Raw genomic sequence first — 14,252 nt, 5'->3', positions numbered from 1 at the left:
TCTAATTAAAGTTTGAGATAATTCATTTCACTAATTTTAATTTTTTAAATTAATTTTTTTATACAATATATCTACAATTTTCAGGGAACGAAGAAGTTTTGTTTTATTCAATCCCGCTAAACACTATTTATGAGGATCATGGTAAAATGAAACACATGCTACAGCACACGTCTAAACAAACACTTAATTTATTTCTTAAATTACTTATCAAATTTTCGATATTATTTTTAGTCACTTATAATTTAAAAGCTGCCGAAAGTAGCCCTGTAACAACGGTAGAATCTATCTATTCAAGCTCGAAAGGCAATTCCCCATATATTCGATTTGGCGCCAATGCAATGCCCGGCTGTTATGGAAATTCAGGGGGATATTTGGACGTTGCCAATGAAAAAAGTGCGGATAGAACTTTTTCTATCATACTTGCTGCAAAAATATCTAAGCAATCCGTCAGAGTTTACTATGTTAAAAATAATGTTGACCCTGATTATAATGGTTGGTCGCTATGTACAATCGAAGCAATTGGTTTGGAATAGTTTACAGTTTTTGTTTTTAGTGATTTAGATTGATAAAGAACTGAAGAACTATAAATGTCAAAGGGAAGATTTATAAAATGTTGAATATTATTAGTACTGTTTTGAATTTTAGTTTGTCAACCCAGTTAAGTCTTTGTTGAGAGTAGTTGTAAGAATTATAAAGAATAAATTACTAATTTTCGTGTTAAAAGCAATGCTGAAATATTTGCATACTAAGTTATGCTTGCCTTGTTTGATGGTGGACTTATAATTATTAGACTTATATTTAAACGCTATTGTTTTAGATAGTTGCAAAATAAAATAAATATTATGCCGTATTTTTTTTATAAAAAATGGTCTCTTTGCTAGTCAGGAATGAATAATGCAAATTAATATTATAAATGCCACTAAAAAATATACATCAGTAACCGCAGTAAAGAATGTTTCTTTTAATGTTAACCAAGGAGAAATTGTTGCTCTGCTAGGTACAAATGGTGCTGGAAAGTCTTCAATTGTTCGAATGCTGGTTGGTCTAACCAAACCAGACAGCGGCACCATAGAAATTATACACCAAGATAGCAATTTCTCATCAGTACCCAAGGCGTATCTTGGTTACTTGCCAGAGGAAAGGGGACTGTTTTTAGATCGAACTGTACAAGATAACATACTATATTTTGCAAAGTTAAGAGGCTTGTCGAATAAGTCTATTACAGAAAAATTACACTATTGGTTAGAGCGTTTTATGCTGTCTGATAAACTAAAAGAAGAAGTTAAATCGCTTTCTAAAGGTAACCAGCAAAAAGTTCAATTAATTACGGCTATATTTCATGAGCCGAAAGTTCTTATACTTGATGAACCGTTTTCTGGACTAGATCCAATCAATCAAGAGTTTCTTATTGAAGTTATTAAAGAGTTTAAAAATAAAGGTATGACTATATTGCTAAGTGCACACCAAATGAACTTGGTTGAGCGTTTAGTTGATAAGGTGATATTGATGAATTCAGGAGAAATTATTTTAGAAGGAACTATAGCAGATGTTCATGCGCAATTACAAAGTGGGAAAAGGTTAATTGTCCGTTTTAGTTCTAATGTTGATACAATACAATTGAATAGTTTGGATGGCATAATGTCTTACAAAATGATATCTGATAATGAGTATCAACTAGCAATATCGGAAGAGGTTTCGTTAAATTGTGTCATTGATAAAATAATGCATCTGGGTACTATTCTTGAAATAAAAAGTGATCATTTCGATTTGCATGATTTATATTTAATGGCTGTCGAAAAAGTGGTAAAGAAGATGGAGAATAATGATGAATAATAGATATTCGCATCAGGTGTTTACCGTCGCTAAATGGGAATTTATGCGGTTTTTTAAATGGAAGCAGGAGTTGCTTTCATACTTGATTATGCTTTCTATCGTCTTTGGTGTGAATATGTGGCAAGAGTATATTTCAGATGATAGAAACAACAAAGTTATTGCTGCTAGTGAAGAGTTTAATCTGCCAGAGAATGAGCGTTTTAAAATTACTCACTATTCTCAAGACAGACTGGATCTAATAGAGGATGAGTTGGGTAGTCAGTTTGATGCAATCGTTTACAATAAAGATAATCAAGTGATCATTTATGTGAAAGAAAAAGATAAGTGGCTACATGATTTTAAGAGCTGGATGTCAGAGGTTGCTCAAGCGAAGTATTTGAGTGCCGCTGGTATTTCTGACCAAGAACTTGAAAGTATACTGTCACCTTATCAGTTTCAATTGAGAGTGAAAGGCGAGAATGAACTCAATAATGATAGACATCCGCTTGTTCTAGTGACTTTGTTGTTATTAATTACCAGTGTGTTTAGTGTTTTTAGTTATGTTTTTTCTTCAATTACTACAGAGAAACAACAAAGAGTTACTGAGCAAATGCTATCTACAATTAGTCCCCAAACTTGGATTGATGGAAAAATATTGGGCATTAGTCTACTTTGTTTTAAGTCGCTAATTACTACAGCACTGAGCACATTTATTTTTTATCAGCTTATTTTACTAACTGTACCTGATTTAGGTTTTTCTCTAAACATAGAATTTAATTATTTATTATTGTTACTACTGTTTATGGTTTTGGGTATATTAATGTGGAACTGCCTTTTAGCTGGTTTTGCTGCTACCATTGATGACCCAAACCATTCTTCACGTAGTGTCGTGATGTTGTTTCCGCTCATTCCCATATTTTTAGGTTATTCACTTTATGACTCACCTCAAAGTGGTACGATGCAGTTTCTTAGTTATTTTCCTATTACATCATTTGCCGCAATGCCTATCAGAATGGCAGAAGTAAGTGTAAATACATTTGAGGTTATCATTTCGATTTTACTTTTGATTGTTTCTATTTATCTATTTCGACGAGCAGCAGCTCGATTATTTAATATGGGGGTAATGATGTACGGTAGAGAACCCGGCATTAACGAAATGATCGATGCCATATTTAATAATAAAGTCAGTCGATAAACACTCGCTTTAACTTCTTTTCATCAACTATTTATTTGACTGAGTCAAATAAATAGTTGAAAAGTGTAAAAGTGAACTAAGCGTCAACTGGTGGCGAAAATCCAGATGAAATTCTTGGATAACTTCGCTGCCAAAATACCGTACCTTTGGTTTTTTTCTTCGCAATAATTAACAAATCATCGGCGCTTTCAATTAAAGATTGAGGAGAGGCTTGCTGTTTGGGTACTCTGATTTCTGCGCCAAATGTTGCTTGAATTGCTTGTGTTTGTCCTGCTTTTTCGAAGCTTAACTGATTTACTGCTTGATGTAGTCGCGCAACAAATTGATGAATTTCTTTTTTATTATCCATCAGTGCGGCGATACAAAACTCATCGCCTCCATACCGACAAACCAAATCAAACTGGCGCAGTTGTGCCTGAATACAACTTGCCACTTGTTTTAATACCTCATCACCTTGAATATGCCCAAACTTATCATTGATGACTTTAAAATTGTCTAAGTCAACCATAATGATTGCTAATAACTTATTCTCTCTATCGGCACGAAAAAGCTCCTGATCGAGGCGGGGCAAAAATTCACTATAGCGCAAAGTATTGGTTAATTTATCGATGGTTGCATCTTTAAAGTAAACAAAGTTTTTGTGAGACACAATTAATGTTAATGCGATACACACCATAATTAATGCACGTGGCCCATAGAGTTGAATATTGGTTAATGTTTCAAACTGTAAGAAATCAACCGCTACATCAATTCCGCCAAACAAAGTATAAAGCAATATAACTGTCGACATTAGCACGGCATAAGATAAACGTGCTTTCAGTGCTTTGTAGAGCAGCCAGTAAATATAAAATACCGCAGGGATAGTTAATATTTCAATTAAATAAAGTGGATAGTAGAGTAGCTTTGGCTCTGGCAACATAAAGCTGATCGGAATTGCGCCTAAGGCAATGCCGATTATTGCTTTGAGCGGAACCGGGATCTGTTGTCGAAAAAACTGATAGATAAAGAGTGGAAACAGACCGAAAATCGCAAAGAATAAGGTAACATTACTTCTAAACAACAGGTTCATTGAAATATCACTTAGTGGAGCAATATTGCTGTAAGTAAAAAGATATGCTGACCAACAAAGTAAAAAAATGGCGTAAGTAAAGTTCTCGATTGAATGTCGATGAAAAAGATAGTAAATAAAGTGAATTAAACTAAAGACGGTGAGAATTAGCATTAATGCGATATTACCGTAGTTATCAAGATAAAATTGAGTTAATAAATTGAATTGACTGTCAATAATGGGGACAGAGTGAGTAATACCACCTGGACGAGCATCATTATAAATCCAGATTTTTATGCTATTGGTTTTGCCGAACTCAATAATATTGTGTGGAATAGGATAGAGTCTCGAATACAGCACCGCCTTTTGAAAGTTTGGTGGAAATTCACCCATTTCGCCAATGGGTTTATTATTAATAAATAGCTTGTCTGCATCACGCAGGCGAGCAATAAAAATTGCGAGTGCTTCATTTTCGAACGTCTTTGGTACTTCAAATGTGGTCGTTAATAGACCATAACCGTCATAATTTTTTTGTACGCTCTCCCAACCAATTGGTAGTTTAATAGGTTGACAATTTAATACTGCCAAATCGACATCTGGCTGAAAGTTTTGTACTGGGCAAAATTGCCAATTATCTTGTAATACAATTGGTTGACTTGATGATCGATGAGGGGGCGTTAGCGAGCCTGATACTTGAAATGAAAGGAGAATTAATAGACAGGCAATCAGCATTAAAAAATAAAATTTAGCTGATTTAGGTTGATCTACTTTCCATAAGTTTGCTGCAAATTTTTCCATTGGAACGATCATGGGTTACCTGTTTTTATTATTGATTGGCTAAATGCAATATAAAAGCAAATTGCTTTGCGATTTCTTGAAAGTATTCAAATCTGCCTGATTTGCCGTGGTGTCCCGCTGTCATATCAATATCGAGCAGTAGCATATTGGAATTTGTTTTATTGGCTCTCAGCTTTGCTACCCACTTGACCGGCTCCCAGTACTGAACTTGTGAATCGTGTAGGCCGGTTATAACCAGCATGTGCGGATAGTTTTGTTTTTTCACCTGATCATAGGGAGAATAACTTAGCATATACTGATAATACGATTGATCATTAGGATTTCCCCACTCATCGTACTCTAAGGTTGTTAATGGTATGGTTTCATCCAACATTGTCGTCAATACATCAACAAATGGCATCTCGGCAATTATACCATGAAAGTAATGAGGTGCCATATTGGCGATTGCACCCATTAAAAGCCCACCAGCGCTGCCACCCTGCGCATAAACGCGATTTGGATCGGCATAGTGTGTTGCGACCAATGCTTGCGTTACATCGATAAAGTCGTGAAACGTATTATGCTTTTTGAAGAGTTTGCCTTGCTCATACCACGACTGACCAAGCATTTTACTACCGCGTGGATGAATAATGACGTATATAAAACCGCGGTCAAGCAGCGATAGTAATGAGACATCGAAGCAAGGATCAATAATTTCACCATACGCACCATAACCATAGACAAGCATTGGATGTTGTCCATTGATTTGATAGCTGTCTTTTCGCCAGACTAAAGAGGCTGGCACTTCAACACCATCTCTTACTTTAAATCGTATTCTTTCTGAATGATAATGTTGACTATCAAATTGGCCGAGGACTTTATCTTGTTTTAATAGTGTACTTTTTTTATCGACAATATCATATTCATATATAGAATCTGGTGTTGTCATGCTGGAATAATAATAACGAAGTTTAGTGCTATGAGTTTGTGCATTCCAGGCAATACCTGTTGTATAGGCTGTTTCTTGAAATGTTATTTGATCAATAATCTCTCCGCTAAACTGTCGAATAAGTATTTGCTCGATACCGTCGATTCTTTCGTGAGTAACCCAAAAGGTTGCAAACAACTCAAAGGCTTGAATAAACCGATTGGTTTGGTGTGGGACAACTTCATCCCAAGCTATTTTATTATATCGTTGACTTTCACTGACGGTTAGAATTTTTTCATTGGGCGCGTCATTATCAGATTGAATAAAAAAAAGTGCCTGAATGTGGTCGACTCGGTAACGATGTTGTGGCGCGCGAGTAATAAAAATTTCGGGTTTGCTCTCTGGTTTATTTGCGTCAATTAATAAAACTTCAGTGCTATTGGTTTGATCGGCAGTAATTGTTATAAATTTTTCTGAGCGAGTTTTACCGATATAAATGGTAAATTCTGGATCGGTTTCTTCATAGACTAGCGCAACATTAACAAAGTCTTTAATATGACCAAACTTATCAAACAGGATATCGCCACGATAAACTTGGTATGCTCTTAATGTCTCGAGATGGTTATTAACGAAAAAAATGGTTTTGTTATTATTTGCCCAAATAATTTGACCATTGGTATGCTGTAAACTAGTTGTGAATATTGATTGTTCATTCACAGGCTTTAAGCTTATTTGATACTGGCGGCGTCCCGTTGTGTCTTCGGAAAATGCCAGATATTTTTGGTTTGGGCTAATTTGCAGGGTATCAAGATTATAATAGTCAAAATGTTTGGCTCGCTCATTTTCATCAATTAATAAATCATAAGGTAACTGAATGTCGGATAAATTTTTACCGTATAATGCGGCATAAATAAAACGGCTGTCGGCGAGTTTTTCTTCAGATTCTTGTTTTTCAAACTCTTGAACGTCAAACTCCTGAACTTCAAATTTTTGTTCTTTAGAATGATGTCCTTTCGTCTGCTGAAACTTTGCAAATTCACTCGTTTGTAGAGAACTATTTTTTTCAACAACGAGATTTTTTTCATCTATCTTACCGTTAAGGCTATCAAGTGATGGTAAGTTTGACTTTTTTAAAGTCGTTGCGTCAATTCGTATATGGGTTAAATAATTTTTGTCTGAATCAAATTGTGAGTAATACCAGTAACCTGATTTATAATAAGGAACATATGACTCGTTTGGATCGAGGCGGTCATGAATTTCTTGATAAATAGTTTGTTGCAGTTTTTCTGTCGGCGCCAGTAAGGCTTTTGTGTAAGCATTTTCAGCGGCCAGATGTTCAATAACATCGGGATTTTGCCGTGTATCGTCGCGTAACCAATAGTAAGGATCATTGCGCTGATGCTGATGATAAACTAATGCATGAGGTTTAGTTTTTGCTACTGGTGTAGATAGTTGCTTTGTCGATGATGCGAAAGAATCAGAGAAATTACTCACTAATGATAAGTCCTTGGGGTTATTTCAAGATGAAATTGGGGGCTTTAAATTAAACGCTCCAAATAAGCGCTTTAAATCACATGATTTAAATATTACTTGCGCAAATTATAAAGAATTCACAAATAATGATAAAGCGCATTGAGCTACTTTTAGTCAGCGTGATCTAACCTGTAATGGGTTTAATTTTTTTAAATTTGAATGTCTGAATTTGAATATTTGAGCTAGATTCTCTGAATTAGGTCTGTGGAATCAGGTCTGCTGAATTAGGTCTGTGGAATCAGGTCTGCTGAATTAGACTTTTCTAAAGTTTAAATTGATGAACCAGGTTTTCTAATGTTGCGGCCAGTTCGGCTAGTGATTGACTTGATTTTGCGGTTTTTCGCGAGTCATCTACGGTTTTAGCAGCAATGCTGTTGATTTGAATAATATTTTCACTGACATCTTGAGTGACTCTGACTTGTTGTTCTGAAGCGACAGCAATTTGTGTACTCATTTCATTAATTTCATTTACCGCAGATGAAATATTAGTCAATGCTTTACCGGCTTTTTGGGCCTGTTCGACCACTTGCTGAATTTGTGATAAGTTGCCTTTCATTAATGAGACCGAACCGCTCGCGCCATTTTGTAAGCGTTCAACCATTTTATTGATTTCTTCGGTAGACTCTTGAGTGCGTCCTGCTAGAGTGCGCACTTCATCGGCAACAACGGCAAAGCCGCGACCTTGTTCGCCAGCGCGCGCTGCTTCAATTGCCGCGTTGAGGGCCAACAAATTTGTTTGATCGGCAATACTTTTAATAACATCAACAACCGAACCTATATTTTCGCTTTCTTGCTCTAACTGTTCGATGGCATCAGCGGCAGCTTGAATATTATCAGCAAAGGATAATATTTCTTGAATGGTTTGTTTGACAACCTTGTCACCTGAAGAGGTTTCTTGAAAAGCACGGTTGGCTGAGTCTGAGGTTTTGCTGATATTTTGGGTCACTTCCTGAACAGTTGCTGTCATCTGATTAATCGCGGTTGCGACCATTTCGGTCGAGGTACGTTGTTCGTCAATATTCTTTTGCGTTTCGGCACTAATGCTTAAAGTCGTTTCGGTTGTTTGAGCAATTTGTGTTGATGATTTTGCAACATGTTGCATGCCATCATGAAACTGTTCGAGCATTTTATTAAGCGACTGTGAGGCTTCACCAATTTCATCTGTATCATGATTTTTTGAACGTATAGTTAAATCTGAAGTTTTTTGAATATTTTGTAGCAGAGTACTTAAATCGAGAATTGGTCGGGTGATGCGTTTAGCAAAGAAAATTCCAAATATCACACCGAAAGTGGCGACAATAATCGAAACAATGATGCTGGCATAAAGAATATCGTTACTTAATTTTTGAGAAGGTAAAAAAGCCTCTTCTTTATCGACTTCACTTAAAATAACCCAGTTAAGTCCTTCAATATTTAATGGGGCATATGCCGATAACACAGGAATATCACGATAGTCGTTAAATATTTCAAATCCTTCGCTCCCGGCTAGCGCTTTACCGACACCTGGCGTTTCGACAGGTTGTAAACCGATATTAGTATTTTTGGTGGTGATCACTTTTAGCACGGCATCGCTAAGACCTGACTGGCTTAAGGTTTTTAAATAGTCATTCTTATCTTCAATTAAAAAGCGGCTCAGTGTTCGGGCTTTTTTGTCTGGCCCAACAATATAAGATTCACCAGAATTACCCAGGCCCATGGTTTGCCAGTTGCCATTGTAAGTCATTATTTGATTGATGCGGTCGATCGGCATTTGAAAGATTAAAATACCAATAATTCTTCCTGCATCTGAAATCGGTGTTGCGATAAATGCGGCGGGGTCCTCATAGGAGGGACTATACGGACTAAAATCTGTAATATAGGTTGCACGGGTGTTTTTTGCCTGGTTAAAAGCTTGCCCAATGCCTGATTGAGCAAAAGGACCATTAATTAATGAAGTTGAGTAATCTAATTCTTTAAAAACACTATAGATGATATCTCCGGTATTAATATCGGCGATAAAAATATCGTAATAACCAAACTGCTGTAAATAATCTCTGAATACCGGATGGTAGCGAGAGTGATGAATTGCATATTCTGATGCATCTTGCATGTCGGCCAGTTTATCCTTTTCACCGAGTGGAAAGTTACTGTTGGCGATCAATTTAAATTGCAGTGCAATACTGTCATCATCTAGCTGGTTTAACCAACTGTTTTCGGGGGATTTGTCTAGTGAATTTCGTTGCTGATATTCGGCACCGAATTGTTGGGTATAATATTGACTGAGCTGGCTGAGCGCATTGCTGCGATTGAATGTTATTTCACTTTTATAATTGCCAAAACTAAGTTGAAAGTCTTTCGCCGCTTCAACAACCATTCTATTTTTGCTCAGCGTATCGACCTGTTTACGAATCAGCGTAAAATAATCTTCGATACGGCTTTTAGTAATATCTCTGACGGCAACTAGCCGAGAGCGGGCTGATTCATGTTGTGATATTTCGCTACTTGAAGTGGCATGTTGGCTAATCACAAATGAAGTAATGATTACGGGTATTGTAGCTAGAAAAATCGCACCAAACAGGATTTTATGCTTTAAATTCATGTTGTTAAAAAACCATATTGTTGAACGTAAATCAGATATCTCTAATTACAGTTTAGTTAATTTTTTGAATTAAGAGTCAAGATAATATAGATGAGTTTATTCGCTAATGAGTGGAAAATTTTTAATTTCTTTTCAGAATATATAATATTGAGATTGTTTATTATAACGATGTTTATAAAATATGCATTTTTGTCTAATTTTGGAAGAGGGTGCTCGATTGCTGAGTGACTAAAAAATCAAAGTTCCAAGATTTTCCGTTTTTAGGTTAAACTAGCGCCACAAGACTGTTGGTCATGGTTACCGGTTTCTCAATAAAGTTAGCTCAATGCAATCAGCTAACGCTATGTGACCGGGCATAAACGTTGACAAACAAGCTATTTCTGTTTTCTTAAATTATCATTCAGGCTTTTATGGCTAAAAAAGAACAACCCATCGATGATCCGCATTTTGATCGCGAAGCAAAAAAATATGAAAATCCAATTCCCAGCCGAGAGTTTATACTCAAAATGCTTGAAAACGCTGGGGGACCGCTCAAATTTAAAGCTATACAATACAATCTGGGCCTCTATGATATTGAGCAAGAGATAGCACTTTCACGCCGGTTAAAGGCGATGGAGCGTGACGGGCAAATTTTATGCAGTCGTCAAGGCGCCTATGCCATTGTTGATAAGCTCGACTTGGTGAAAGGAACGGTCATTGGCCATCGCGATGGTTACGGATTTTTCACGCCTGATGAAGGCGGCCCCGACTGGTTTATTTCTGCCCGAGAAATGCGGCGGGTTTTTCCGGGAGAGCGGGTGTTAGTCAGGCAAAAGCAGCTACATGGCGATGGGCGTATTGAAGCGGGTATTGTTGAAATATTAGACAATGGCGAGCCATTACAAATTGTCGGACGCTATTATGAAGAACACGGCATTTGTTTTGTAACCCCAGAAGATTCCAGAATTGGCCAGGATATATTGATTCCGCCTGACGATCCGCTAAATGTCGAACCTGGACAGGTAGTCGTTGTGCACATTGTAACTCGGCCGACAAGCCGCTCAAAAGCTGTTGGGACTGTCGCTCAAGTACTGGGTGATTATTTAGCGCCGGGAATGGAGATTGAAATTGCCATTGCACAGTATGGGATACGCAATACCTGGAATGAAGAAATTCATGATCAATTGCAGCATTTGCCTTTGGAAGTTGAGCAAAGCGATCTGACTGGCCGAACCGATTTGCGACATTTACCTTTAATTACCATAGATGGCGAAGATGCTCGTGATTTTGATGATGCGGTTTATTGCGAACCAACCCGCTCAGGGGGCTGGAAGCTTTGGGTAGCTATTGCCGATGTCAGTCATTATGTCAAACCGCAAAGCCCTCTCGATGAAGAAGCGATTAAACGCGGTAACTCGGTTTATTTTCCAAATGCGGTTGTTCCAATGCTGCCAGAGCAGGTATCTAATGGTTTATGCTCGCTTAAACCGCAGGTCGATCGCTTATGCATGGTCTGTGAAATGAGCATCAATCAACAGGGGAGAGTAACGCGCAGTAAGTTCTATCCGGCAGTCATGCATTCGCGTGCCCGTATGACTTACACTAAAGTTTGGGCTATTTTGCAAAATGATGAGTCGCTCAAGCAAGAATACGAGTCTTTGGTTGAACCAATCCACCACTTATATGATTTGTTTAAAGCACGCATTGCCTATAAAGATCAGCGTGGTGCAATTGACTTTGAAACAACTGAAACGCAAATCATCTTTAATGAGCAGCGTAAAATCGAAAAGATTGTGCCGGTCGTACGCAATGATGCACATAAAATCATTGAGGAATGTATGATTTGTGCCAATGTTGCCGCAGCTAAGTTTTTCAAAAAGCATAAAGTGCCTGGTTTGTATCGAGTTCACTTAGGACCCAAAGAGAAAAAGCTTGAAGTTTTTCGCAGTTATTTGGCAGAGCTGGGGTTATTTATTATTGGTGGTGACAATCCTAAACCGGCGGTTTTTCGCGAATTGTTGGAAGAAGTACAGCAGCGTCCCGATGCAGAAAATATTCAAATCATGTTATTACGCTCGATGAGTCAGGCCGAATACACGCCAACCAATGAAGGCCACTTTGGACTGGCATTTGATGCCTATACGCATTTTACTTCACCTATTAGACGTTATCCTGACTTAATTGTGCATCGAATAATTAAAGCGCTGGTTGCTGATGACCAATTGCAAACCGCAACTGAACGCAAAGCCGTTTTAAAACAATACGATCTGGCTACCTTATCAAATATTGGCCAATCCAGTTCGCAAACTGAACGTAATGCCGATTTGGCTACTCGCGATGTTATGGACTGGCTCAAGTGTGAATACATGCAAAGCCGAATTGGCAATGAATATACCGGGGTTGTCAGTAGCGTGACCAACTTTGGATTATTTATTCGCTTAAACGAAGTGTATGTCGAAGGGTTGATTCATGTCACCGAGCTGGGTAACGATTATTATCATTTTGATCAAAAACGCCAAAAGATGGTGGGTGAACGTAGCCGGGAAACTTTTACCATTGGTGATCAGTTACAAGTTGAAGTGAGTCAGGTTGATATCGAACAACGCAAGATTGATTTTACCTTGTTACATCGACTAGCAGATGATAAAACGCCAGTACGTAAAAAAAGTGAGCGTGAAAAACTTTATGCCCGTGCCAAGATGGCCTCACTAAAGGGAAAAAATACATCGCGCCAAGGTGGCCAAGAGGCTAAAGGCAGTCGTAGTGACAAAGGTAATGCAAGTACTAATGGTGCAAGAAAAAGTAGTAAAGGTAATAATAAAAATGCTGCGATTAAATCGAAAAAGTCTCAATCGGGCAAGCCTTCCAGCAAAGCAAAAAAACGAACTGGTAAAAAAACGACTCGTAAAAGTAAACGATAAATGACAACTCAAAGTGAAAAAATTTTTGGCATTCATGCCGTAGAAAGTGCGTTATCTCGCGCTCCACAAAATATCTTGCAGGTTTTTTTACAAAAAGGACGACAAGATAAAACGCTGACACAACTTGAACACCTTGCTCAGCAAATGGGGATTAGTTTGCAGCGAATGGATAAACGAAAAATGGATGACTGGGTTAAAGGCAATCATCAAGGGATAATTGCCGAGGTTAAGGTTCATGATGCAACGCTCAACGAAAATCAGTTACTTAGTCTGGTAGAGCAGCAAGCGAATATTTTAATTCTGGTCCTAGATGGCGTGACCGATCCACATAATTTAGGGGCTTGTTTACGAACCGCCGATGCCGCAGGTGTTGCTGCGCTGGTTGTACCCAAAGATCGATCGGCGCAATTAACACCTGTTGCACGTAAAGTCGCTTGCGGCGCTGCCGAAACGGTTCCGGTCGTTAAGGTAACTAACTTGGCACGGTTTTTATCGCAGCTTAAACAAAGTGGCGTGTGGGTAATTGGTACGGCAGGTGAGGCCAGTAGTAATATCTATCAAACTCGTTTTCAAGGACCAACCGCATTAGTCATGGGCGCCGAAGGCAGTGGTCTGCGCCGTTTGACCAGAGAGCATTGCGATGAATTAATTCATATACCTATGGCGGGAAGCGTATCGAGTTTAAATGTATCAGTGGCTACAGGAATTTGTCTTTTTGAAATAAATCGTCAGCGAAGTGCAAATTAATTAGTCATGATTGGTGAGTTGAAAACGATAAAATAAATTATATCATTTCATTTTTTTCGTTGGCGTGTGTCATCTAATATTAAAACATTCACCAATATCACTAAATGTGACTTGTAATGCGATTTAGTTCACAGCTTTTTAATTAATTGGCTGGTCTAATGTGTTTTTAGACAATAAGCTACATAAGCTAACTAAAAAGTGAAAGAGTGTTGTACTGCACACAACGCAGAACACCAACAAGACATAACCGAACAAGACATAACCGAACAAGACATAACCGAACAAGAAATAACCGAACAAGAAATAACCGAACAAGACATAACCCAAAAAAGACAAGCTCGAACAATATAACGGAAACCAAAGTACTTTTTAAAAAGGAGTTTAACGTGCAATATCCCTCAGTTTACATCGCAGCCACCAATTTGATTACCGCCATTGGTGATAGTAGTCGAATGAATTATTTTTCTTTTAAAGCGGGTATTTGCGCCTACGCTGAAAGTGAGTTTTCTAACAGTCAGGGAGAGCCCGCCAAACTAGCTTTGGTTCCCTCTCAATTATTTGAACAAATCCAAATTGAAATTGACGAAGGTTTATATTTTTCAGCTCAGTATGAGCGAATTATAAAATTGGCGGTTTATAATTTACAGTTGCTTGCTGCCGAACCGGTGATTGCACACATTAAAACACCGATACCCTTGCTGTTGGCAATGCCTGAATTAAATGAGAATAATCCA

The 14,252-nt window shown here is 37.8% G+C and carries 10 protein-coding genes; 7 read left to right on the top strand and 3 right to left on the bottom strand.

What is annotated here, in order from left to right; all coding sequences use genetic code 11:
* Positions 1-146: 146 nt before the first annotated feature.
* From ABVT42_RS20005 to ABVT42_RS19995, 3 genes are all read left to right on the top strand, one after another.
* Positions 147-533, top strand: coding sequence for a hypothetical protein (locus tag ABVT42_RS20005; protein WP_353897695.1), 387 nt, complete (start codon positions 147-149; stop codon positions 531-533).
* A 361-nt stretch (positions 534-894) separates the two neighbouring features.
* Entirely contained in the window at positions 895-1,833 is a 939-nt protein-coding gene (locus ABVT42_RS20000; RefSeq protein WP_353897694.1) for an ABC transporter ATP-binding protein, read from the top strand.
* Complete coding sequence (locus ABVT42_RS19995; RefSeq protein ID WP_353897693.1) at positions 1,823-3,007, top strand: ABC transporter permease; 1,185 nt, start codon at positions 1,823-1,825, stop codon at positions 3,005-3,007. The genes ABVT42_RS20000 and ABVT42_RS19995 overlap by 11 nt, the downstream gene beginning before the upstream one ends.
* A gap of 76 nt (positions 3,008-3,083) precedes the next feature.
* On the opposite strand, the gene ABVT42_RS19990 is transcribed toward ABVT42_RS19995, so the two are convergent.
* The 3 genes from ABVT42_RS19990 to ABVT42_RS19980 all read right to left on the bottom strand — a co-directional run bounded on the left by ABVT42_RS19990 (position 3,084) and on the right by ABVT42_RS19980 (position 9,871).
* Positions 3,084-4,865, bottom strand: a complete 1,782-nt coding sequence (locus tag ABVT42_RS19990; RefSeq protein WP_353897692.1) for a sensor domain-containing diguanylate cyclase — start codon at positions 4,863-4,865, stop codon at positions 3,084-3,086.
* A gap of 16 nt (positions 4,866-4,881) precedes the next feature.
* A complete protein-coding gene (locus ABVT42_RS19985) occupies positions 4,882-7,254 on the bottom strand; it encodes a S9 family peptidase (protein ID WP_353897691.1) in 2,373 nt (790 codons plus the stop codon).
* 301 nt (positions 7,255-7,555) lie between these two features.
* Entirely contained in the window at positions 7,556-9,871 is a 2,316-nt protein-coding gene (locus ABVT42_RS19980) for a methyl-accepting chemotaxis protein (RefSeq protein ID WP_353897690.1), read from the bottom strand.
* Between the two features lie 410 nt (positions 9,872-10,281).
* On the opposite strand from ABVT42_RS19980, the gene rnr reads away from it, so the two are divergent.
* The 4 genes from rnr to ABVT42_RS19960 form a co-directional block, all read left to right on the top strand.
* Positions 10,282-12,771, top strand: a complete 2,490-nt coding sequence (rnr, locus tag ABVT42_RS19975) for a ribonuclease R (RefSeq protein WP_353897689.1) — start codon at positions 10,282-10,284, stop codon at positions 12,769-12,771.
* Complete coding sequence (rlmB, locus tag ABVT42_RS19970; protein ID WP_353897688.1) at positions 12,772-13,518, top strand: 23S rRNA (guanosine(2251)-2'-O)-methyltransferase RlmB; 747 nt, start codon at positions 12,772-12,774, stop codon at positions 13,516-13,518.
* A 198-nt stretch (positions 13,519-13,716) separates the two neighbouring features.
* Positions 13,717-13,869 carry a hypothetical protein gene (locus ABVT42_RS19965; protein WP_353897687.1) on the top strand — a complete coding sequence of 51 codons (153 nt, stop codon included), beginning with the start codon at positions 13,717-13,719 and terminating at the stop codon, positions 13,867-13,869.
* Positions 13,870-13,904: 35 nt separating this feature from the next.
* The coding region (locus ABVT42_RS19960) for a hypothetical protein (RefSeq protein ID WP_367024300.1) at positions 13,905-14,252 on the top strand (348 nt) is incomplete at its 3' end.

The sequence above is a fragment of the Aliikangiella maris genome (assembly GCF_040719265.1).
GTDB classification, from domain to species: domain Bacteria; phylum Pseudomonadota; class Gammaproteobacteria; order Enterobacterales; family Kangiellaceae; genus Aliikangiella; species Aliikangiella maris.
Note: the sequence above shows the minus strand (reverse complement) of the source record. Positions and strands in the feature narration are given on the sequence as shown.